This window comes from Pseudomonas sp. R1-6, assembly GCF_051132115.1.
Classification (GTDB): domain Bacteria; phylum Pseudomonadota; class Gammaproteobacteria; order Pseudomonadales; family Pseudomonadaceae; genus Aquipseudomonas.
Genome location: NZ_CP071662.1, coordinates 5,073,093 through 5,094,994 on the forward strand (window position 1 = coordinate 5,073,093; position 21,902 = coordinate 5,094,994).

The 21,902-nt window shown below is 61.7% G+C and carries 17 protein-coding genes; 12 read left to right on the forward strand and 5 right to left on the reverse strand.

What is annotated here, in order from left to right:
- Nucleotide 1: 1 nt before the first annotated feature.
- From J3P81_RS22770 to J3P81_RS22820, 11 genes are all read left to right on the forward strand, one after another.
- Nucleotides 2–730 (forward strand): class I SAM-dependent methyltransferase, encoded by a 729-nt coding sequence (locus tag J3P81_RS22770; protein ID WP_420767073.1) that lies wholly within the window; start codon nucleotides 2–4, stop codon nucleotides 728–730.
- Nucleotides 727–1,209: a DUF3261 domain-containing protein gene (locus J3P81_RS22775; RefSeq protein WP_434561050.1), complete on the forward strand. Its 483-nt coding sequence runs from the start codon at nucleotides 727–729 to the stop codon at nucleotides 1,207–1,209. Before J3P81_RS22770 ends, J3P81_RS22775 begins: the two co-directional genes overlap by 4 nt.
- A complete protein-coding gene (locus J3P81_RS22780; protein ID WP_420767071.1) occupies nucleotides 1,206–2,402 on the forward strand; it encodes a beta-ketoacyl-[acyl-carrier-protein] synthase family protein in 1,197 nt (398 codons plus the stop codon). The genes J3P81_RS22775 and J3P81_RS22780 overlap by 4 nt, the downstream gene beginning before the upstream one ends.
- Nucleotides 2,399–2,866 carry a hotdog family protein gene (locus tag J3P81_RS22785; protein ID WP_434561052.1) on the forward strand — a complete coding sequence of 156 codons (468 nt, stop codon included), beginning with the start codon at nucleotides 2,399–2,401 and terminating at the stop codon, nucleotides 2,864–2,866. The genes J3P81_RS22780 and J3P81_RS22785 overlap by 4 nt, the downstream gene beginning before the upstream one ends.
- On the forward strand, nucleotides 2,863–3,591 hold the full coding sequence (fabG, locus tag J3P81_RS22790) for a 3-oxoacyl-ACP reductase FabG (RefSeq protein WP_434561054.1): 729 nt from the start codon (nucleotides 2,863–2,865) through the stop codon (nucleotides 3,589–3,591). Before J3P81_RS22785 ends, fabG begins: the two co-directional genes overlap by 4 nt.
- Entirely contained in the window at nucleotides 3,591–4,817 is a 1,227-nt protein-coding gene (locus J3P81_RS22795) for a beta-ketoacyl-ACP synthase (RefSeq protein WP_420767068.1), read from the forward strand. Before fabG ends, J3P81_RS22795 begins: the two co-directional genes overlap by 1 nt.
- 32 nt (nucleotides 4,818–4,849) lie before the next feature.
- Entirely contained in the window at nucleotides 4,850–5,296 is a 447-nt protein-coding gene (locus J3P81_RS22800) for an excinuclease (protein ID WP_434561056.1), read from the forward strand.
- A 544-nt stretch (nucleotides 5,297–5,840) separates the two neighbouring features.
- A complete protein-coding gene (locus J3P81_RS22805; RefSeq protein ID WP_434561058.1) occupies nucleotides 5,841–6,791 on the forward strand; it encodes an alpha/beta fold hydrolase in 951 nt (316 codons plus the stop codon).
- A 144-nt stretch (nucleotides 6,792–6,935) separates the two neighbouring features.
- Nucleotides 6,936–7,289 (forward strand): hypothetical protein, encoded by a 354-nt coding sequence (locus J3P81_RS22810; protein WP_434561060.1) that lies wholly within the window; start codon nucleotides 6,936–6,938, stop codon nucleotides 7,287–7,289.
- A 50-nt stretch (nucleotides 7,290–7,339) separates the two neighbouring features.
- A complete protein-coding gene (locus J3P81_RS22815; RefSeq protein WP_434564159.1) occupies nucleotides 7,340–9,628 on the forward strand; it encodes a dermonecrotic toxin domain-containing protein in 2,289 nt (762 codons plus the stop codon).
- A gap of 41 nt (nucleotides 9,629–9,669) precedes the next feature.
- Entirely contained in the window at nucleotides 9,670–10,335 is a 666-nt protein-coding gene (locus J3P81_RS22820) for a hypothetical protein (protein WP_434561062.1), read from the forward strand.
- Between the two features lie 50 nt (nucleotides 10,336–10,385).
- Here the strand turns inward: J3P81_RS22820 and J3P81_RS22825 are convergent, their stop codons facing one another.
- A complete protein-coding gene (locus tag J3P81_RS22825; RefSeq protein WP_420767060.1) occupies nucleotides 10,386–11,288 on the reverse strand; it encodes a LysR family transcriptional regulator in 903 nt (300 codons plus the stop codon).
- 138 nt (nucleotides 11,289–11,426) lie between these two features.
- Between J3P81_RS22825 and J3P81_RS22830 the strand changes: the two genes are divergently transcribed.
- Nucleotides 11,427–12,698, forward strand: a complete 1,272-nt coding sequence (locus J3P81_RS22830) for an MFS transporter (protein WP_434564160.1) — start codon at nucleotides 11,427–11,429, stop codon at nucleotides 12,696–12,698.
- 49 nt (nucleotides 12,699–12,747) lie between these two features.
- Here J3P81_RS22830 and hemE read toward each other — a convergent pair whose 3' ends face one another.
- The 4 genes from hemE to J3P81_RS22850 all read right to left on the reverse strand — a co-directional run bounded on the left by hemE (nucleotide 12,748) and on the right by J3P81_RS22850 (nucleotide 21,902).
- Nucleotides 12,748–13,815, reverse strand: coding sequence for a uroporphyrinogen decarboxylase (gene hemE, locus J3P81_RS22835; protein WP_434561064.1), 1,068 nt, complete (start codon nucleotides 13,813–13,815; stop codon nucleotides 12,748–12,750).
- Nucleotides 13,816–14,067: 252 nt separating this feature from the next.
- Nucleotides 14,068–15,486: an FAD-dependent oxidoreductase gene (locus J3P81_RS22840; protein WP_003196992.1), complete on the reverse strand. Its 1,419-nt coding sequence runs from the start codon at nucleotides 15,484–15,486 to the stop codon at nucleotides 14,068–14,070.
- A gap of 33 nt (nucleotides 15,487–15,519) precedes the next feature.
- Nucleotides 15,520–19,968, reverse strand: coding sequence for a glutamate synthase large subunit (gltB, locus tag J3P81_RS22845; protein ID WP_434561066.1), 4,449 nt, complete (start codon nucleotides 19,966–19,968; stop codon nucleotides 15,520–15,522).
- A gap of 350 nt (nucleotides 19,969–20,318) precedes the next feature.
- Entirely contained in the window at nucleotides 20,319–21,902 is a 1,584-nt protein-coding gene (locus J3P81_RS22850; RefSeq protein WP_434561068.1) for an AAA family ATPase, read from the reverse strand.

Consider the following 21,902-nt stretch of genomic DNA (forward strand, 5'->3'; position numbering starts at 1 on the left):
CATGAGCTACCTGAGCGATAACTACGTCCAAGAAACCCGCTTCGGCTTCTGGTTCCTGCGCAGCCACACCTGGCAGCATCATGTGCTGCGCGTGGCGGTCGAGGATCTGCGCGGTCTGTTCAATACCGCGCCGCCTTCCAATCCGGTGCTGCTGGATGCCGGTTGCGGCCAGGGCAAGTCGTTCCAGTACCTGCGCCAGGCATTCGCGCCGCAACGCCTGATTGGCGTGGACGCCGACCCCCACAGCCTGGACCTGAGCGCCCAAGAAGCCGCTCGCCAGGGCATGGCCGTGGAACTGATCGGCAGCGATTGCGCGACCTTGGCCGTGCCCGATGCCAGCGTCGACCTGCTGTTCTGCCACCAGACCTTTCACCACCTGGTGGAGCAGGAAAAAGCCCTCGCCGAGTTCTATCGGGTGCTCAAGCCCGGCGGCTACCTGCTGTTTGCCGAATCCACCGAAGCCTACATCGATACCTGGGTGATCCGCTGGCTGTTCCGCCATCCCATGCACGTGCAGAAAAGCGCCGCGCAATACTTGGCGATGATCCGCAACCAAGGCTTCCAGTTCGAGGACCGCAACGTGTCCTATCCGTACCTGTGGTGGAGCCGCGCCAAGGACTTTGGCCTCCTGGAGCGTTGGGGCCTGCGCCGGCCCAAGCCGTTCGGCGAGCGCGAAGAAACCTTGGTCAACGTGGTGGCACGCAAGCCGCTCGAAGGGACCGCCACATGATCCGCTGCCTGTTGATCGGTTGCCTGCTGCTGCTCTGTGCCTGCGCCAGCCACGCGCCGCTGCCCGAGCGCATGCCAACCCTGGCGCTGCCACTGCAATTGCACATCGAGCGGCAACTGGACGGCCAGCGCCAGGATTGGCTGTTGGTGATCCAGCGTGAAAACACCGGCATACGCTGGTCGATGATGGACCCGCTGGGCATTCCCCTGGCGCGCCAGCGCCTGGTGGACAACCAATGGCAAGCCGACGGTCTGCTGCCGCCCAATGCCGAGGCGCGGGAATTGTTCGCTGCGCTATTGTTCGCCTTGACCCCGGAAACCGAGCTTGCCGATCGCTACCCCGTCGCCCGGCAACACGGTGTCGAACGAGCCCTCGATGCGCGTTGGCAGGTGCGCTACAAACGGCCCCTGGATTTTGAGCTGCGCCTGCCCCAAGGCCCGCACTACCGCATCACACCGCTGACCGAGAGCGCACCATGACCGCTTATCTGAACGCCCTCGGGGTCATCTGCTCCTTGGGCCGGGACAAACAAAACGTCGCGCGCAACCTGTTTGCCGGCGATTGCTCGGGCGTGCGCGTCGAAGCCGGCTGGGTGGCCGAGCGGGCATTGCCGGTGGCTGCGGTAAGGGGAGAACTGGCCCCCATTCCCGGGGCACTGGCGGCGCAACGCAGCCGCAACAATCAACTGCTGCTCGAAGCCGGGTTGCAGATTCGTGCCGACATCGATCAGGCCATCGAGGCGTACGGCCCCGCGCGCATCGGTATCGTTCTGGGCACCAGCACCTCGGGCATCGACGAGGCCAGCCAGGGCATTGCCCATTACCTGCGCGAGCAGCGGTTCCCCGAAGGCTACGATTACCAGCAACAGGAACTCAGCGCGCCGGCCAATTTCCTTTCCGACTGGCTTGGCTTGAGCGGGCCCTCCTATGTGATCTCCACCGCCTGCACCTCCAGCGCGCGGGCCTTGATGAGCGCCCGTCGCCTCCTGGACCTGGGCTTGTGCGATGCGGTGCTGTGCGGTGGCGTGGACAGTTTGTGCAAGCTGACCTTGAACGGTTTCTCTGCGCTGGAAGCGGTGTCGAACGAGCGCTGCAACCCGTTTTCGGTGAACCGCAGCGGTATCAACATTGGCGAGGCGGCTGTGCTGTTTCTCATGAGCAAGACGCCAGGCGACGGCCATTCGATCGCCCTGCTCGGGGATGGCGCCAGTTCTGACGCGCACCACATTTCCGCGCCGGAACCCAGCGGTCGCGGCGCCCGCCAGGCGATGGAAAAAGCCCTGCGCTGTGCCGGCCTGGACGCCAGCCAGATCGACTACCTGAACCTGCACGGCACCGCCACGCAACATAACGACGCCATGGAAAGCCATGCGGTGGCTGGATTGTTTCCGGCGGGCGTGCCCTGCTCGTCCACCAAGCCCATGACTGGCCACACGCTTGGGGCGGCGGGCGCGTTGGAAGCGGCTTTCTGCTGGCTGACCCTGAGCCCTGACAACGTCGCCCAGGCCTTGCCACCCCACCTTTGGGACGGCCAGGCGGACCCCGAGCTGCCGGCGCTGGACTGGATAGATAGCCGTGCCCGCCTGAACCCGACCTTCCCCCGACGCCTGATGAGCAACTCGTTTGCCTTCGGCGGCAACAACGTCAGCCTCATTATCGGAGACGCCCAATGATCGACTGGCCGCTCGCCGAATTGATGCCCCATGCGGGCGACATGATTCTCATCGACCGGGTCGTGTCCTTCGATGACGAACAGATCCATGCACTCGCTACGGTCAAGCCCGGCGGCTTGTTCAACCGTGAAGACGGCGCGCTGCCGGCCTGGGTCGGCATCGAATTGATGGCCCAGAGCGTCGCGGCGTTCGCCGGTTGCCACGCTCGCCAGCGCGGCGATGCAGTGGAGCTGGGCTTTTTGCTCGGGACCCGCAAGTTCGAATGCAACGTCGAGCATTTCCCTCTCGACACTGAACTGGCCATCCATGGCGTGCGCTCCCTGGAAGACGACAACGGCATGGGTGTGTTCGAATGCCACATCCACGCGCCGGGCATCCATGCCACGGCGCGACTGAACGTATTTCGTCCGCCCCATGCTGCCCAGTACCTCAATGAAACTTCCGCAACAGGAACCCAGCCATGACTGAATCCGTACTGGTCACCGGCTCCAGCCGTGGCATCGGCCGCGCCATCGCCTTGCGCCTGGCCCAGGCCGGGCACGATATCGTCTTGCATTGCCGCAGCGGCCGCGCCGAAGCCGAAGCGGTCCTGGCAGACATCCAAGCCCTGGGCCGCAACGCCCGCGTCCTGCAATTCGACGTGTCCGACCGCGCCGCCTGCAAGGCGGCCCTCGAAGCCGACGTCGAAACCCACGGCGCCTATTACGGCGTAGTGCTCAACGCCGGCCTGACCCGCGACGGCGCCTTTGTGGCCCTCAGCGAAGACGACTGGGACAGCGTGCTGCGCACCAACCTCGACGGTTTCTATAACGTGCTGCACCCGGTGATGATGCCGATGATCCGGCGCCGCGCCGCGGGACGAATTGTCTGTATCACGTCAGTGTCCGGCCTGATCGGCAACCGTGGCCAGGTCAACTACAGCGCCTCGAAAGCCGGCTTGATCGGCGCGGCCAAGGCGTTGGCCATCGAACTGGGCAAGCGCAAGATCACGGTCAACTGCGTCGCGCCGGGGTTGATCGACACCGCCATGCTCGATGAAAACGTACCCGTGGAAGAATTGATGAAGATGATCCCCGCCCAGCGCATGGGCACCCCGGAAGAAGTCGCCGGCGCGGTGAACTTCCTGATGTCCGCCGAAGCTGGATACATCACTCGGCAAGTCCTGGCCGTCAACGGAGGCTTGTGCTGATGAAGCGCGTCGTCGTCACCGGCATGGCCGGCATCACCTCCATCGGCAGCGACTGGGAGACCATCGCCGCCAACTTCGCCGCCAACCGCAGCGGCATCCGGCGCATGGATGAGTGGGACCGTTTCACCGAACTGAACACTCGCCTGGCCGGGCCCATCGACGATTTCCAGGTCCCGGCCCATTGGACGCGCAAGCAGTTGCGCAGCATGGGCCGGGTCTCACGCCTGGCGGTGGCCTCGGCTGAGCAGGCCCTGGCCGACGCTGGCCTGCTGGGCGACCCGTCGATCAAGGACGGGCGCATGGGCGTGTCCTGCGGCTCGTCCACCGGCAGCACCGATGAGATCAAGGCCTTCGGCAACATGCTGCTCAACAGCGTGGCCGAAGGGCTGAACGCCAACTCCTATGTGCGGATGATGCCCCACACCACGGCGGCCAACATCAGCATCTTCTTCGGCCTGACCGGACGGTTGATCCCAACGTCCAGTGCCTGCACCAGCGGCAGCCACGGCATCGGCTATGCCTACGAGGCAATCAAGTTCGGCCGCTTGCCGCTGATGCTCGCCGGCGGCGCGGAAGAACTGTGCCCGACCGAAGCGATGGTCTTCGATGCGCTCTACGCCACCAGCCTGAAAAACGATGCCCCGCAGACCAGCCCGCGCCCCTACGACAAGGGCCGCGATGGCCTGGTGATCGGCGAAGGCGCCGGCATGCTGGTGCTCGAAGAACTGGAACATGCGTTGGCCCGTGGCGCACGGATCCATGCCGAAATCGTCGGCTTTGGCAGCAACGCCGACGGCCAGCACGCCACCCGTCCCGAGTTGAGCACCATGCGCCGGGCCATGGAACTGGCCCTGGAGGATGCCGGCCTCGAACCGTCCGCCATTGGCTACGTCAACGGGCACGGCACGGCCACCGAGCAGGGCGACGTCGCCGAGACCCTGGCCACCAGCAGCCTGTTCGGCGAACACATGCCCATCAGCTCGCAAAAAAGCTTTTTGGGCCACACCCTGGGCGCCTGCGGTGCGCTGGAGTCCTGGTTCAGCATCGAGATGCTCAACCGCGACCTGTATGTACACACGCTCAACCTCGATGAAGTCGACCCCGAATGCGGCACACTCGACTACTTGCGCAGTGAGTTTCGCGCGATGAGCAACGAATACGTGATGAATAACAATTTTGCCTTCGGCGGGGTCAATACCTCGCTGATTTTCCGTCGCTGGCATTGATTCCCATCAATCCTCTGGTCAAGGAGACCATGATGCCGTTGAAGAAAATCGCTGTAACCGCCGCCCTGTTGCTCGGCGCCTTGCCAAGCCTCAGCCAGGCCCGTGATACCGCGTTGTACCTGCCATTCGACAAAGTGGTCGCCGAAGCCATCCGCACCGGCAAGATCGACGGCAGCGTGAAGTTCTACCTGGCCGGCCACAAACCGGCCGGCAACGTATCCGTGGTCAGCCCGGGAGCGGTCACCAACAAGAAAACCAACGCGTTCAACAAGTCCGACGAAGCGGCCTGCGAATGGGTACTGCAATCAGCCCTGATCAGCCTGCACGAGGCCGCGAAAAACGCGGGCGCCAACGCCGTCACCAACATCGTCAGCTTCTACAAGCGCAACGAGCGCAAGGACCCCACGACCTATGAATGCCACGCTGGGGCAATCATGGCCGGGGTTGCGTTGAAAGGGGATCTGGCGAAGGTGCAGTAGTCAGGATTTGGGGCTTACATAGCTAAATCCACTGTGGCAGCGAGCTTAGCGGTGAATCAGTACCGGTGATGCCGGATCTACTGACGTCATCGCGAGCAAGCTCGCTCCCACAGGCCTCTACCCAGACGCGCCCTTGTGGCGAGGGAGCTTGCTCCCGCTGGGCTGCGCAGCGGCCCCCAGCAGACTAACTGGCCCCCCTTTCAAACTCCTTCTCCGACACATTCGCACCGGGCCTGCCGAAGATCAGAAACCGGAGTACATAATTTCCGAAACTTCCCACAACAAAACCCTTGAACCTCGCGCTAGGGTCACGTTCCCGACCACCAGCCAAAAATCCAAATCTCGCCATGAATTCACCGCCCGTCGGACCTGTCAACTCTGACAGTATCCAAAAGCTTCAAAGCGGTTCCAGACTCGAAACACGAAAAACATTCCTCAACCCCAAGGATGTTTTAGGTCAACGTTCGGCCGGCTGTTCGCCCTTCGAGCCACCACTCGTATGTTGATCTCTAACAACTACGGCCCGCCGATGGATAAGAAACTGATGGACACGATAACCTGGTCGGGCGTCGTCTCCACGTCTTCCTCACCCCACAGCGCAACCACGGCCGGGGAACAGAACGTGGTGGTTGACGATGTGAAGCTGACGCACGCTTACGCACATGTGAATGGAATATGCCTGCACTATGTGATCTGCGGCGATGGTGAGCAGCCGGTCCTGCTGGTGCATGGGTTTCCGGGCAGTTGGCGCAACTGGGAGCCGTTGATCGGGCCGTTGGTGCGGGCGGGTTTTACCCCCATCGTTCCTGACTATCGCGGCGCGGGTGAAACGGATATTTCCAGCGCTGGGTATGACAAGAAAAACCTGGCCCATGACCTGCACGAATTGGTGATGCATCTGAAGCTCAAGCAAGTCGATATCATTGGCCACGATATGGGGTTGATCATTGCCTACGCCTACGCCGCGCTTTATCCAGATGACACCAAGCACCTGATATTGATGGACGGATTCCTTCCCGGTATTCCCGGCTGGGAAAGTGCCTACAACGGCGACCCGTCAACCGGCATCGCGAGCAAATGGCATTTCCGGTTTTTTGGCAAAACAGCTATCACCTTGATCAAGGGGCAGGAAAGAACCTACCTGGACATGTTCTTCGATGACTTTGTCTTCGAAGGCAACGACAAAGTGCCGGATGAAGTGCGCCAGGCCCTGGTAACGGACTACGCCCGGCCTGGCCGAATGGAGGCCGCATTCAAACTTTACTCAGCCTGGGTGGAACATGACGCCAAGGACAACCTGGAGTTTTCCAGGAACAAGCTGACGGGTCCGGTACTCACCATCGGCGGCGATCATTCCCGGGGGCGGACGCTGACCGAGCAGGCCGCTTGCATTGCCGCACAACCACACTCGCTGATATTGAAAAATACCGGGCACTGGCTCCTTGAAGAGCAACCGCAAGCTACTCGCGACGCAATTCTGGCATTCCTGCAATAAAAGGAATATCCACATCCCCGAAATTCGTAACCCGAAGTTGACGACTGCACCGTCGCCCTTCCCATCGTGCGGTATTTATTTACCGCTCCTGCGTCGGCGTTCTCCAATAGCTTGCCTCTTCCGAAACTTTCCCAGGAAGAGCCCATGTTGGATAACGACTCACCGCCCCAGCCCAACATCCCACAGGGCAATGGCGCCAGCGATCCCAGTGCCGAATCGACACGCCAGGTCAGCGCCTCGCAGCGGCAAATGATAAACCTGAGCGAGGCCGCGCCACGTCCTTGCCGGGTCACCAGGCAACACTTGGAATATTGGTTCAAGCGAACCTTCCCCACCGTCGCGGGCGATATGGCGGTCGATCAGCTTTTCGTGCGCACATCGCAGAAGGCCCGGCTCTCTCAATCGGAACGTGAACCCAACGGGCAGAGCTCCAGACAAAAAAAGAAGATATTGCCGGCCTTGAACATTTTTTCTGGCGCGCCATTGCCGGCCAGGTAGATATCAGAGATAGCTTTGCTGATCTGGACAGCCTTGAAATAGTCGTGGAAATGGACGGCTCCAAGCGAGTGCCCACCGCCCTGAACAGTCCCGCGGCGAAAAAACAATTCCAGCGACTGCTCGGTACCACGCCAGTCGCTTATGAACAGCTGCTCATGACAGCGCTGGATGACTTCTGGGATACGCCGGCCGCGTTCAGCCAGGGACGAAACGTCAGTGACTGGTTGGCGAACGAACTCGCTGCGCAACTCACGGCACTGGCGAACCTTCATCTGCATGACAAAACGCTGAGCCCGCCGATGCATAAGGCGATAATGGATTCGCTGTCGGCGCCGGACGCGGCGTCTCGTAGCCAGCTGGCGGAGGGTACCAGGCCCGGGGTGTACAGCCTGATCGCCGCTTTCAATGATTGGGGATTGTCCGTTCCGGTAACCAGCGCCGCTGTCCTGTCGCGACATGACGCGGACGTGGATTGGGGCGGTGCCGTGCTGTACCGTCCCGGTAGGCCGTTGGAGGTCTACGAAGATTCAAAGCAACTGAAGATCTCCTTCATAGGCGACAGCACCGCAGATGAGGTGGAACTCGTGCCCTTGGAGCACAACTTCCTGACGCGTCTGGTCACGGACGTGCGGACAACGCAAAAAGCCGCCATCCGCGATGCCTTGTCGAGCGATGTTGTCGACGGGGAAAACATCTCCGGTTGGATGCATCGGCTGGACGCCGCAGCGGACCTTGGAATGCGATTGGATCTGGCAGGCGCCCTGGACGAACGTGAGTTTCGGCTGAAGCTCAAGAGCCTGCATCATTGGCTGCACGCCAGCACCCATATCATCGGCAGCGACCGTCTGGCGTGGTGGCAGGCGACGCAGGCCTTACAAGAAACCCTCACCGATATGGCGGCGCCGCCGGACCCGGTTTCAATGGGCACTGCGCAGGCCATTCGGGACCAGGCTCGCACACTGCTGGCCGGCTTCATCAAAGCGAAGTACCCAGCGGCAGATCCTGACGACATAACCTTGAGTATCCGAAAAGAGACACTTGATCCGCACGCGCCGACGGGCCATTCACCGTTCGGGTCTGGGGTCTCAATGGGCAGTGCCAAAGCGTTCCAGGACGACACGCGCTTGCTGACGGACTGGGCGATGTCCAACCTGACGGATGATGAGCGCCAGGCAGCCCACCACACCGTCTTTGGCCCGTTGAGCTTTGCACAGATTGTCGATGTCATCGAGCGGGCCGACGTGGGTGCGCGCCTTCCGGCTGTGCTGCAACGCAAGGCACGGGAGCGACAGACTCAATGGATGGGTGTGAAAGCAAAGCACATGCGGGCCCAGGTGTGGGCGGCCCATATCTCTGGAGACCTGCGACACGACAAGGACAACACCGGCTTGAAGCTGGTCCTGGCGGCACTGGACCGCCCTGGATCGGCGGAACGTGGCAAGGTCAACGGGCATGAAGTGGTCGTCCGGCAATTGCATTGGGGCGACAGCGTGTTGAAGGACCTGCTTGCGTTCGGAGTGAAGTCATTCGCCAGCCGTCCTTCGTTGACCTTGTATACGCCGGGTGCGCCGGACGGAAAAACCTTCAGGGACGTGGATGCATCAGGCAGCGGACGGGCGTTGCAAACAGCGTTGGCGCAGACCCTCACGGCCACCCCGGAGATGACCCGCTGGCTGATCTCCCATCTTCCGTTGCCGGAGCAAGCCGCTCAGGTCGCAGGCATGTTGCCGGCAGAAGATGACCTGACCGTCCAAGCGAAAATAAAAAAGGTCACGCAATCGGTTTTCAAATGGACAAGGGACAGGACTCGAAACGATTTCGCCTTCAAAGTCACTTCGCCCGTGGTCGAGGGAGACCTGTTGAAGGCGTTGCATGAAACGCAGATAACCCATGTCCTCAAAACGGTACGGACCCTGACAGTGAGCAACGCCGAACGCGACAGCGCAGCGGCTCGGGAAGGGCGTCGCAACGGTGTAGCCCTGTTGACCGGGGCTATGTCCATGGTTCCGGTGGGCCGCTTGGGTGGGATATTGGGACGAGCGATCTTGCCGACCCTGGCAGGCGGTGCCGCCGTCTCGGCGATACAGGATGAAGACGGCAGCGTCGGCCAGTGGACGAGCGATTTCATCCGTGGGCTGGGTGAGGTGCTGGCCGAGGGCGGGCAAGACTTGATCATGGCCCGCGCGACACGGCGTCGGGGCAAGGCCCATCCGGCCTTGGCATCGCTGCCTCGCATGCCGGACCCGCAGCTAAAGCCGTTCCAGCTCAAAGGCTTCGATGGCAAGGGGCTGCTGCCCGAGGGGCGCAGCCTCTATAGGGATGTGCAGGGACAGGGTTAGCCAAGGATATTACCGACACGGTGAAGTACGTGGAAAACTCCATGGACGCCAAGTTGGACACGATGTTTACCGGGGACGGGCCAGCTGTGGCGGCCGCAAGGCAAGCGTACCTGGATTCGCCGGAGTATCAGGCCAAGATCATCGACGAATTCAGGAAAGAAAGGGCCCGTCGACACAGACCCGGGTTACTCACCGAGATCAGGAATTTCAAGATCCCCTACATTATCGTCAACCGAGGCAAGACCCAGCGAAGCGCATTTTTCACCACTGAAGAAGACATCAACAATTTCACCAGAACCCTTGAAAACTACAGCCCTTTCGATATCGAGCTGGTCACCCAAGCCGCCTCCAACAAGGTCACCGGACAGTCCTCCGCTTCTGCTCCAGCCGCTATCACGCCGCAGGCTCCCACCGTTATTCCCAGGTACACGGTGACGATCAGCCCATTGGCTGAGGCGCAGATGTCATATGACAATTTCCCGGGAACCGCCAGGGTGAAAGTCATGGAGATCATGGATGACCTCCGTGCCGGCAGGATCACCACAAAAAAAATCAACCGATATTACTGGTACGACATGGCCCAGTTGGGTTTTGGCGGAGGAAGAGGCGCATGGCGCGCCGCGTTCGAACGTCACGGCGATACCTGGACTCTCCAAGGTTTTTACGACTATCACGCGACCCGAAACGCTACGGTCTGGGGGGATTGAGCAAGAGCGCCAGGTCAGCCCGTGGACGGCGGATACATTGCGTACAGAGCCTAGGATCCGGGTGAATCCGCTCCGTCGGTCAACAACGCCACAAACGCCGCGGCCATCGGCGAACGCTGGTCCTTGCGCTGAACCAGCCACACCGCCGAAACCGCCGCCGGGTCTAGCAGCGGCCGATAGACCACGCCGTCGATACGCATGCGTTGGTAAGACGCCGGCAAAACCGAGACCCCGAGGCCAGCCGCCACCAGGCCGATGATGGTCATGGCCTCCCCTGCTTCCTGGGCGAAGTGCGGACTGAAACCGGCGTCGCGGGCCAGATTCAATAGCTGGGCGTAAAGGCCGCTGCCGTAGCTTCGTGGGAAAAATACGAAAGGCTCGTGGGCCAGCGCCGACAGGTACAAGCCTTCGTCGCTGCCCTGGGCAAGCGGGTGCTTGGCGCCAAGCACGGCCACCAAGGGCTCGCGGCTGAGCTCGATTTCCACCAGTGAATCGGGCAACGGCAACGGCCGCATGATGCCCACCTCGATGGTTTCATCCACCAACGCATCGGAAACTTGGGTGCTACTCATCTCTCGCAGGTTGAGGTGGACGGCCGGGAAGCGTTGGCGAAAGTTGAAGATCGCTTGGGGAATGGTCGAATTGAACGGTGCCGAGGACGTGAAACCGATTTTCAGCTCGCCCAATTCTCCCAATTGGGCACGGCGCGCTACGTCGGCCGCCTTGTCGACTTGCGCCAGCACGCGTCTGGCTTCTTCCAGGAACAGCCGCCCGGCCTCGCTCAGTTCGACCCGACGATTGGTGCGCTCGAACAACCGCGCGCCGATTTCTTCTTCCAGCGCCTGGATCTGCTGGCTCAAGGGCGGTTGAGAGATGCCCAGGGCCAGCGCGGCGCGGCCGAAATGCAATTCTTCGGCAACGGCGATGAAGTAACGCAGGTGGCGCAATTCCATGGGCAATCCAATAGGTCGCAAAACGTCTTAAACAGGTCGAATAATATATTGGATAGAAACATTAGCCGGCTATATGCTTTTTTCAACGCCTGCCTGGTCGTGCTCCCGAGGTCCACCGTGAAAACTGCTACCGCTCCACTGGCCCATGAAGCCCCGTCTCGCACAGAGGAGAACGTCGGCGCCGAACTCAAAGACATCTTCATTGAAAAAGGCACGCCGATGTTCATGCGTACGGTGCTCGCCTTGTTCTGTGGCGGCTTCGCGACGTTCGCCCTGCTGTATTGCGTGCAGCCGATGATGCCGCTGCTGTCCCTGGAGTTTTCAATCAACGCCGCCCAGAGCAGCTTGATCCTGTCGGTGGCGACCGGCCTGCTTGCCATCGGCCTGTTGATCACCGGCCCGATTTCCGACCGTATCGGTCGTAAATCGGTCATGGTGGCGGCGCTGTTTGCCGCGGCGCTCTGCACAATCGCCAGTGCCATGATGCCCACTTGGCAAGGCGTCCTTGTCCTGCGCGCCTTGGTGGGGTTGTCGCTCAGTGGCTTGGCCGCGGTGGCGATGACGTACCTGAGCGAAGAAATTCATCCCAAGCACATCGGCCTGGCAATGGGGCTGTATATCGCCGGCAACGCGATTGGCGGCATGAGCGGGCGCCTGATCGCCGGCGTGTTGATCGACTTCGTCAGCTGGCACACCGCAATGCTGGTAATCGGCGGCCTGGCCCTGATCGCGGCGGCGGTGTTTTGGCGGATTCTTCCTGAATCGCGCAATTTCCGCCCCCGGTCGCTGCATCCACGCAGTCTGCTGGACGGTTTCATCATGCACTTTCGCGACGCCGGCCTGCCGCTGCTGTTTCTTGAAGCCTTCGTGTTGATGGGTGCGTTCGTGACGCTGTTCAACTACATTGGCTACCGCCTGCTGGCCGCGCCTTATCACCTGGACCAGGCATTCGTCGGGCTGCTTTCAGTGGTGTACCTCTCCGGCATCTACAGCTCGGCGAAGGTGGGCGCCATGGCCGACAAGCTCGGGCGTCGCAAGATGCTCTGGGCGACCATCGCCCTGATGTTGGCGGGCCTCGTCCTGACCTTGTTCACACCGCTATGGCTGGTGATCATCGGCATGCTGGTGTTCACCTTCGGTTTCTTCGGGGCGCACTCGGTCGCCAGCAGCTGGATTGGCCGTCGCGCCCTCAAGGCGAAGGGGCAGGCGTCGTCGCTTTATCTGTTCAGCTACTACGCCGGCTCCAGCGTCGCGGGCACCGCGGGCGGCGTGGCGTGGCACCTGGGAGGCTGGAACGGTGTCGGCGTGTTCATCGGGACGTTGCTGGTGATTGCATTGTTAGTGGCGGTGAAACTGGCGAAACTGCCGCTGCTGCCGGGAAATGAGCAACACATAAACAGCCAGACATAAAAAAGCCCGTCCGGTAGGGGCCGGACAGGCGGGTAGGACAGGGCTGAAATCAGTCGTGATATTGGCCCGACAACTCATGCACCGCGCGCAGGAAAGCGCCGGCGTGTTCCGGGTCGACTTCCGGCGTGATGCCGTGGCCGAGATTGAACACGTGGCCACTGCCCTTGCCATAGCTGGCGAGGATGCGTCCGACTTCGGCACGGATGGCTTCAGGCTTGGCATACAGCACGGTCGGGTCCATGTTGCCTTGCAGCGCGACCTTGTGACCGACACGCTGGCGGGCGTTGCCGATGTCGCAGGTCCAGTCCAGGCCCAAGGCATCGGCGCCGGCATCGGCGATACTCTCCAACCACAGCCCACCATTCTTGGTGAACAGGATCACCGGGACCTTGCGACCTTCGTGCTCGCGGATCAGGCCGCTGACGATCTTGCGCATGTAGGCCAGGGAGAACTCCTGGTACGCCGCCGCCGACAGGTTGCCGCCCCACGTATCGAAGATCTGCACCGCCTGGGCACCGGCCATGATCTGGCCGTTGAGGTACGACGTGACCGACTGCGCCAGCTTGTCCAACAGCAGATGCATGGCTTGCGGATTGTCGTAGAGCATCGCCTTGGTCTTGCGGAAATCCTTCGACGAGCCGCCTTCGACCATGTACGTCGCCAGCGTCCAAGGGCTGCCCGAAAAGCCGATCAACGGGACGCGACCGTTGAGTTCACGGCGGATGGTGCTGACCGCGTCCATGACGTAGCCCAGGTCCTTCTGCGGATCGGGGATCGGCAGGGCCTCGATGTCGGCCAGGGTGCTGACGACTTTCTTGAAGCGCGGGCCTTCGCCGGTTTCAAAGTACAGGCCTTGGCCCATGGCGTCGGGGATGGTGAGGATGTCGGAAAACAGGATCGCCGCGTCCAGTTGCGGGTAGCGGTCCAGCGGCTGCATCGTGACTTCGCAGGCGAACTGCGGATTCATGCACAGGCTCATGAAGTCACCGGCCTTGGCGCGGCTGGCGCGGTACTCCGGCAAATAGCGACCGGCCTGACGCATCATCCACACAGGTGTGACGTCTACGGGTTGCTTGAGCAGGGCGCGAAGGAAGCGGTCGTTCTTCAGGGCAGTCATGTCGGCATCCGGAAAAAAAGTGCGGGCATTTTCTCAGAGCGCGACGTAAAAGGCACGGCAAGAGCCGTGCCTTTTATCTATCGGGGCAACGCAGTCTTCCAAAACACCACAAACAACTGTGGGAGCGACGATTCGGCGCCCCGACTTGCTCGCGATGGCGGCATGTCAGCCAACGCATCTGGCGACTGATCTACCGCCATCGCGAGCAAGCTCGCTCCCACAGGGTTACCCCATTTCAGGTCTGGACGCGGCTCAGACTTGCAGGTAATCCAGGATCCCTTCCGCCGCATTGCGGCCTTCGAAGATCGCCGTCACCACCAGGTCGGAACCCCGGACCATGTCGCCGCCGGCGAAGATCTTCGGGTTGCTGGTCTGGTGCTTGTACTGACCCTGCTCCGGGGCAACGACGCGGCCCTGGCTGTCGGTCTGGATGCTGAACTGCTCGAACCATGGCGCCGGGCTCGGGCGGAAGCCGAAGGCGATGACCACGGCGTCCGCCGGGATGATCTCTTCGGAACCGGGGATCGGCTCGGGGCTGCGGCGACCGCGGGCGTCCGGCTCGCCGAGACGGGTCTCGACCACCTTCACGCCTTCGACCTTGTCCTCACCGACAATGGCGATCGGCTGGCGGTTGTAGAGGAACTTCACGCCTTCTTCCTTGGCGTTCTTCACCTCTTTGCGCGAGCCTGGCATGTTCGCTTCGTCACGACGATAGGCGCAGGTCACCGACTTGGCGCCCTGGCGAATCGACGTGCGGTTGCAGTCCATCGCCGTGTCGCCACCGCCGAGCACCACGACCTTCTTGCCCTTCATGTCGACGAAATCTTCCGGCGACTTTTCAAAGCCCAGGTTGCGGTTGACGTTGGCGATCAGGAAGTCCAGCGCGTCGTAGACGCCCGGCAGGTCCTCACCGGCAAAACCGCCCTTCATGTAGGTGTAGGTGCCCATGCCCATGAAGACCGCATCGTACTCTTCGAGCAGTTGCTCCATGGTCACGTCCTTGCCCACCTCGGTGTTCAGGCGGAACTCGATGCCCATGCCGGTGAAGACTTCGCGACGATTGCTCAGCACGGTCTTTTCCAGCTTGAACTCGGGGATGCCGAAGGTCAGCAGGCCACCAATTTCTGGGTTTTTGTCGAACACCACCGGGGTCACGCCGCCACGTACCAACACGTCGGCACAGCCAAGGCCCGCCGGGCCCGCGCCGATGATCGCCACGCGCTTGCCGGTCGGCTTGACCTTGGACATGTCCGGGCGCCAGCCCATGGCAAACGCGGTATCGGTGATGTACTTCTCCACCGAACCGATGGTCACCGCGCCGAAACCGTCGTTGAGGGTGCAGGCACCTTCGCACAGACGATCCTGCGGGCACACCCGGCCGCAGACTTCCGGCAGGGTGTTGGTCTGGTGGGACAGCTCGGCGGCCTGGAGGATGTTGCCCTCAGCCACCAACTTCAGCCAGTTGGGAATGAAGTTGTGCACCGGGCACTTCCATTCGCAGTACGGGTTACCACAACCCAGGCAACGGTGGGCCTGGTCGGCCGACTGCTGGGGTTTGAAAGGCTCGTAGATTTCCACGAACTCTTTCTTGCGTTGACGCAACAGTTTCTTCTTCGGATCCTTGCGCCCGACATCGATGAACTGGAAGTCGTTATTCAGACGTTCAGCCATTGTTAAAACCTCATCAAACTCTTCAGGCGCATATCACTGCGGGTTGGCACGGGTGCTGGAAAGCAACGATTTCAGGTTGGCCGCCTTCGGCTTGACCAGCCAGAAACGACGCACGTAGTCATCGAGGTTCTCGGCGAGTTCACGACCCCACTCGCTGTTGGTTTCCTCAACGTACTCGTTCAGCACGCGTTGCAGGTGGCTACGGTAGGCTTCCATCGCCTCGCCGCTGATGCGCTGGATTTCCACCAGTTCGTGATTGACCCGGTCAACGAACGTGTTGTCCTGGTCAAGCACGTAGGCGAAACCGCCGGTCATGCCAGAGCCGAAGTTGTAACCGGTCTTGCCCAATACGCAGACGAAACCACCGGTCATGTACTCGCAGCAGTGATCCCCGGTGCCTTCCACCACGGTGTGGGCGCCGGAGTTACGCACGGCGAAACGCTCGCCTGCGGTGCCGGCGGCAAACAACTTGCCGCCCGTGGCGCCGTACAGGCAGGTGTTGCCGATGATCGCACTGTCCTGGGTCTTGTAGACGCTGCCCTTGGGCGGAACGATGACCAGCTTGCCACCGGTCATGCCCTTGCCCACGTAGTCGTTTGCATCACCTTCCAGGTACATGTTCAGGCCGCCAGCGTTCCAGACGCCGAAGCTTTGCCCGGCCGTGCCCGTGAAGCGGAAGGTGATCGGCGCATGGGCCATGCCCTGGTTGCCGTGTTTGCGAGCGATTTCCCCGGAGATCCGCGCGCCGATGGAACGGTCGCAGTTGCAGATGTCCAGTTCGAATTCGGCACCGCTCAGGTCGTTGATCGCCGCAGCGGCCATGTCGACCATCTTCTCGGCCAGCTCACCCTTGTCGAACGGCGGGTTGCGATCGACATGGCAGAACTGTGGCTTGTCCGCCGGAATCAGATCACTGCCCAGCAACGGGGTCAGGTCCAAGTGATGCTGCTTGGCGGTCTGGCCCTCGATCACTTCCAGCAGATCGGTACGGCCGATCAGCTCTTCCAGCGAACGTACGCCCAGCTTTGCCAGCCACTCGCGGGTCTCTTCGGCCACGTAGGTGAAGAAATTCACCACCATGTCGACGGTACCGATGTAGTGGTCCTTGCGCAGCTTGTCGTTCTGGGTCGCCACGCCGGTGGCGCAGTTGTTCAGGTGGCAGATGCGCAGGTATTTGCAGCCCAGGGCGATCATCGGCGCGGTGCCGAAACCGAAGCTCTCGGCGCCGAGGATGGCGGCCTTGATCACGTCCAGGCCGGTCTTCAGGCCACCGTCGGTCTGCACCCGGACCTTGCCGCGCAAATCGTTGCCGCGCAGGGTCTGGTGGGTTTCGGCCAGGCCCAGTTCCCACGGCGCGCCAGCGTATTTGATGGAAGTCAGCGGCGATGCGCCGGTGCCGCCGTCATAGCCGGAGATGGTGATCAGGTCGGCATAGGCTTTCGCCACGCCGGCGGCAATGGTGCCAACGCCCGCTTCCGCCACCAGTTTCACCGAGACCAGGGCCTTCGGGTTCACCTGCTTGAGGTCGAAGATCAGTTGCGACAAGTCTTCGATCGAGTAGATGTCATGGTGCGGCGGTGGCGAGATCAGGGTCACACCAGGCACCGCATAACGCAGCTTGGCGATAAGGCCGTTGACCTTGCCACCAGGCAGTTGGCCGCCTTCGCCGGGCTTGGCGCCTTGGGCAACCTTGATCTGCAGCACTTCGGCGTTGACCAGGTATTCCGGCGTAACGCCGAAGCGGCCGGTCGCCACTTGCTTGATTTTCGAACTCTTGATGGTGCCGTAGCGCGCCGGGTCTTCACCACCTTCACCGGAGTTGGAACGCGCACCGAGGCGGTTCATGGCTTCGGCCAGGGCTTCGTGGGCTTCCGGGGACAACGCGCCCAGGGAGATACCGGCCGAATCGAAGCGCTTGAGCACCGATTCCAGCGGTTCCACTTCACTGATGTCCAGCGGCGTGTCGAGGGTCTTGACCTTGAGCAGGTCGCGGATCATCGACACCGGACGGTTGTCCACCAGCGCGGTGTATTCCTTGAACTTGCTGTAGTCGCCTTGTTGCACGGCCGCTTGCAGGGTGTTGACCACGTCCGGGTTGTAGGCGTGGTATTCGCCACCGTGGACGAACTTCAACAGGCCGCCTTGCTGGATCGGCTTGCGCGGGCTCCAGGCTTCGGCCGCCAGGGCTTTCTGCTCGGCTTCGATATCGACGAAACGCGCACCCTTGATGCGGCTCGGTACGCCACGGAAGCTCAGTTCGCAAACTTCTTCCGAGAGACCGATGGCTTCGAACAATTGCGCGCCACGGTACGAAGCGATGGTCGAGATGCCCATCTTCGACAGGATCTTGAGCAGGCCCTTGGTGATGCCTTTGCGGTAGTTCTTGAATACCTCGTAGAGGTCGCCCAGCACTTCACCGGTACGGATCAGGTCGCCCAGCACTTCGTAGGCCAGGAACGGATAGACCGCCGAAGCGCCGAAGCCGATCAGCACCGCAAAGTGATGCGGGTCACGTGCGGTAGCGGTTTCCACCAGGATGTTGGAATCGCAGCGCAGGCCTTTCTCGGTCAGGCGATGGTGCACCGCGCCAGTGGCCAGGGAGGCGTGGATCGGCAGCTTGCCCGGGGCGATGTGACGGTCGGTCAGCACGATCTGGGTACGGCCGGCGCGCGCGGCTTCTTCAGCCTGGTCGGCGATGTTGCGGATCGCTGCTTCCAGGCCGACGCTTTCGTCATAGTTCAGGTCGATGACCTGACGCTCGAAGCCAGGGCGTTCGAGGTTGGTCAACGAGCGCCACTTGGCCGGCGAAATGACCGGCGAGCTGAGGATCACCCGCGAGGCATGCTCTGGCGATTCCTGGAAAATGTTGCGCTCGGCGCCCAGGCAGATTTCCAGGGACATCACGATCGCTTCGCGCAGCGGGTCGATCGGCGGGTTGGTCACCTGGGCGAACTGCTGGCGGAAGTAGTCGTACGGCGTGCGCACGCGCTGGGACAGTACCGCCATCGGCGTGTCGTCGCCCATGGAGCCGACCGCTTCGTAGCCCTGCTCGCCCAGCGGACGAAGCACCTGGTCACGTTCTTCGAACGTCACCTGGTACATCTTCATGTACTGCTTGAGCTGGTCGACGTCATAAAAGGCCGAACCGTGGTCGTTGTCTTCCATGGTCGCCTGAATGCGCAGGGCATTCTTGCGCAGCCATTGCTTGTATGGATGACGGGACTTGAGACGGTTGTCGATGGCGTCGGTGTCGAGGATCTGGCCGGTCTCGGTGTCCACGGCAAAGATCTGCCCAGGGCCTACGCGGCCTTTGGCGATGACGTCTTCGGGCTGGTAGTTCCAGACACCGATTTCCGAGGCCAGGGTGATGAAACCATTGGTCGTGGTGACCCAGCGCGCCGGGCGCAGGCCGTTACGGTCCAGCAGGCACACCGCATAGCGACCGTCGGTCATGACGATACCGGCCGGGCCGTCCCACGGCTCCATGTGCATGGAGTTGTATTCGTAGAAGGCCCGCAGGTCCGGGTCCATGGTCTCGACGTTCTGCCAGGCAGGCGGCACGAGCATGCGCACGCCACGGAACAGGTCGATGCCGCCGGTGACCATCAGCTCCAGCATGTTGTCCATGCTCGAGGAGTCCGAACCGACGCGGTTGACCAGCGGGCCAAGCTCTTCGAGGTCCGGCATCAAATCGTTGGCGAACTTGGTGCGACGGGCCAGGGCCCAGTTGCGGTTGCCGGTGATGGTGTTGATCTCGCCGTTGTGGGCGAGGAAGCGGAATGGCTGGGCCAGTGGCCATTTCGGCAGGGTGTTGGTGGAGAAGCGCTGGTGAAACACGCAGATCGCGGTTTTCAGGCGCTCGTCGCTCAGGTCCGGATAGAAGGCGGTGAGGTCCGCCGGCATCATCAGGCCCTTATAGATAATGGTCTTGTGGGAAAAGCTGCAGATGTAGTGATCGGTGTCGGCGGCGTTGGCCACGGACGAACGACGACGGGAGCTGAACAGCTTGATCGCCATTTCCTGGTCGCTCAGGCCTTCACCGGCAATGAACACCTGTTCGATCAGCGGCAGGCGCTCGAGGGCCAGGCGGCCGAGGACGCTGGAGTCGATCGGCACTTTGCGCCAGCCGACGAGTTGCAGGCCGGCGGCCAGGATCTCGCGGTTCATGTTCTCGCGAGCGGCCTGGGCCTTGACCGGGTCCTGATTGAAAAACACCATGCCCACGGCGTACTGCTTGGGCAGAGTCACGCCAAACGTTTCCTGGGCAATGGCACGCAGGAACTCGTCTGGCTTTTGAATCAGCAAGCCACAACCGTCACCGGTCTTGCCGTCGGCGTTGATCCCACCACGGTGGGTCATGCAGGTCAGGGCCTCAATGGCCGTTTGCAAAAGGGTATGACTGGGCTCGCCCTGCATATGGGCTATCAGGCCGAAACCGCAGTTATCCTTGAATTCATCTGGTTGGTACAGACCTGCTTTCATAGACACTTTCTCACCAGGCTGCCTCTTAGCGAGGCAAATTTCTTTTCAATTCAACCAGTTGCATACCGCGCCGAACGTACGCCAGCTTTGCGGGGGCAAAAGGGAGGTCATTGTACACACCGACACAGAGGCCCACAAATTTGACGACGAACTGTCGCAAATCCATGTCGCATTTGTGAAAGGTTTAAAGCTATATGCTGTGCTAGTCAAAACTTTTTTGGGTTCGACCGCTACGACTCAAACACTACTGTGACGCAGACACCACAAGGCGCGCGGCCTGAAAGGCCGCCCGCCCTTGCGGAAATTTTGAGGTTGCCGGGAGAGGCGGCCTGGGTAAGGCCGCCGAATCATCAGCGAGTTGCTGCCAGTTCCTGTTGGACGCTGGCGACAGTGCGAGGCCAAGGTTTACCAGCCTGAACCTTCGCTGGCAAGGCCTTGATGGCGGAAACGGCTGCGTCACGGTTGGCAAAGCTGCCATAAGTGATGACATACAGCGGCTTGCCGTTGAGTACTTTCTTGAAATAACGGTACTCGCCGCCTTGCTCCTTGACGAAGTTCTGCGCGGCGGTTTCAGAGCTGGTGCCAAGGATCTGCACCACATAGTTGCCCGGAGCCTGACCGGCGTACCAGCTACCGCCCGCGGCCTTGGCCGGGGCAGCAGGCTTGGCCGCGGGTGCTGGCGCCGCCGGTTTGGCCGCTGGCGCAGGTGCAGGAGCAGGCTTGGCGGTGGCGACCTGAGTAGGCGCAGGGGTCGGCTTGGCGGCCGGAGCCGGCGATGGCGTCGGCGCAGGGCCGGCCGGTACGCCCGCAGGCGGCGCGGTGGTGGTCACAGTAGGTGGCACGTCGCTGGTGTCTTCGATCGGAGGCGGCGCTCCGTCGTCACCCTCGGTGATTCCACCGGCGGCTTCAGCCAACGGACCGCGCATGACCGGCTGCGACTGGCCGACCAGCGGCAGTGGCATTGGCTGGGTATTGCCGGCGAATTCCACCGCCGGGGCACCGCCGTTGGGTTGTGGCGTGCCCTGACCGAGAGGCAGCTGTGCCTGTTCGTTGGCAGGTGCGCCGGTGGTCGGTGCTTTGCTGCGACCCGGCATCAGCCAGGCGGCAGCCACCGCGACCACGACCACGGCGGAAATCGCCAATACGTGTTTCTTCGGCATGTTGAACCCCATACTTGGACGCTTCACCGCTGAGCGGCTGGCGATCATGATTTCGATCAGAGCATCTCGGGCTACCTGGTTGATATTCCCTGGCCAGCCGTCGGAGCTTTCGTGAATCTCAGAGATCTGATCCGCGGTGAAAAGTTCGATACCCCGGCCGGCGCCTTCGAGACGCTGGGCCAGATATTCACGGGTTTCTTCCTCGGTGTAGGGCGCCAGTTCGATAACGTGGAAACGCTCTTCCTCAAGGTCCAGTTGCTCGAGTTCAGCGATCAACGACGACTCGCCAAACAGGAACACATGAGGACGACCCTCCGGCGCGCCGGCAGCCAGGGCCAACAGGGCTTCCAGGGCGGATTCGTCGAGTTGCTCGGCATCGTCCACCAGCAGATAGACTTCCTGCCCCGTCAACGCCAGTTGCACGATCTGGCCGAGAATCGCGCCGATTTCCGCCTGCTCGACATTCAGTGCCTGGGCGACCTGACGCAGCACGCCAGCTGCGTCGCCGGCACCACGGGCCGATATCACGACGCTTTGCACCGACTGTTTGTTGGTGCTGGCCACCAGGGCCTGGCGCAGCAAGGTCTTGCCGCTGCCCTGGGGGCCGGTGACGACCAACAGCAACTGGCTGTAGCGTGCCAGATGATGCAACTGGCCCAGCACCGGCTTGCGCTGGGCGGGAAAGAATTTGAAACCCGGGACCCGTGGGGCGAAAGGGTCGTGACTCAACTGGAAATGGCCGAGGAAAGCCTCGTCGGCATGCAAACTAGTCAT

What these genes read in the sequence shown, in the direction of transcription:
- J3P81_RS22805 (WP_434561058.1), top strand. Translation starts at nt 5,841, where the DNA reads ATGGACACGATAACCTGGTCGGGCGTCGTCTCCACGTCTTCCTCACCC.
- J3P81_RS22770 (WP_420767073.1), top strand. Translation starts at nt 2, where the DNA reads ATGAGCTACCTGAGCGATAACTACGTCCAAGAAACCCGCTTCGGCTTC.
- J3P81_RS22825 (WP_420767060.1), bottom strand. Translation starts at nt 11,288, where the DNA reads ATGGAATTGCGCCACCTGCGTTACTTCATCGCCGTTGCCGAAGAATTG.
- J3P81_RS22780 (WP_420767071.1), top strand. Translation starts at nt 1,206, where the DNA reads ATGACCGCTTATCTGAACGCCCTCGGGGTCATCTGCTCCTTGGGCCGG.
- J3P81_RS22785 (WP_434561052.1), top strand. Translation starts at nt 2,399, where the DNA reads ATGATCGACTGGCCGCTCGCCGAATTGATGCCCCATGCGGGCGACATG.
- J3P81_RS22840 (WP_003196992.1), bottom strand. Translation starts at nt 15,486, where the DNA reads ATGGCTGAACGTCTGAATAACGACTTCCAGTTCATCGATGTCGGGCGC.
- hemE (WP_434561064.1), bottom strand. Translation starts at nt 13,815, where the DNA reads ATGACTGCCCTGAAGAACGACCGCTTCCTTCGCGCCCTGCTCAAGCAA.
- J3P81_RS22800 (WP_434561056.1), top strand. Translation starts at nt 4,850, where the DNA reads ATGCCGTTGAAGAAAATCGCTGTAACCGCCGCCCTGTTGCTCGGCGCC.
- J3P81_RS22850 (WP_434561068.1), bottom strand. Translation starts at nt 21,902, where the DNA reads ATGACTAGTTTGCATGCCGACGAGGCTTTCCTCGGCCATTTCCAGTTG.
- fabG (WP_434561054.1), top strand. Translation starts at nt 2,863, where the DNA reads ATGACTGAATCCGTACTGGTCACCGGCTCCAGCCGTGGCATCGGCCGC.
- J3P81_RS22810 (WP_434561060.1), top strand. Translation starts at nt 6,936, where the DNA reads ATGTTGGATAACGACTCACCGCCCCAGCCCAACATCCCACAGGGCAAT.
- J3P81_RS22795 (WP_420767068.1), top strand. Translation starts at nt 3,591, where the DNA reads ATGAAGCGCGTCGTCGTCACCGGCATGGCCGGCATCACCTCCATCGGC.
- J3P81_RS22815 (WP_434564159.1), top strand. Translation starts at nt 7,340, where the DNA reads ATGGACGGCTCCAAGCGAGTGCCCACCGCCCTGAACAGTCCCGCGGCG.
- J3P81_RS22820 (WP_434561062.1), top strand. Translation starts at nt 9,670, where the DNA reads ATGGACGCCAAGTTGGACACGATGTTTACCGGGGACGGGCCAGCTGTG.
- J3P81_RS22775 (WP_434561050.1), top strand. Translation starts at nt 727, where the DNA reads ATGATCCGCTGCCTGTTGATCGGTTGCCTGCTGCTGCTCTGTGCCTGC.
- gltB (WP_434561066.1), bottom strand. Translation starts at nt 19,968, where the DNA reads ATGAAAGCAGGTCTGTACCAACCAGATGAATTCAAGGATAACTGCGGT.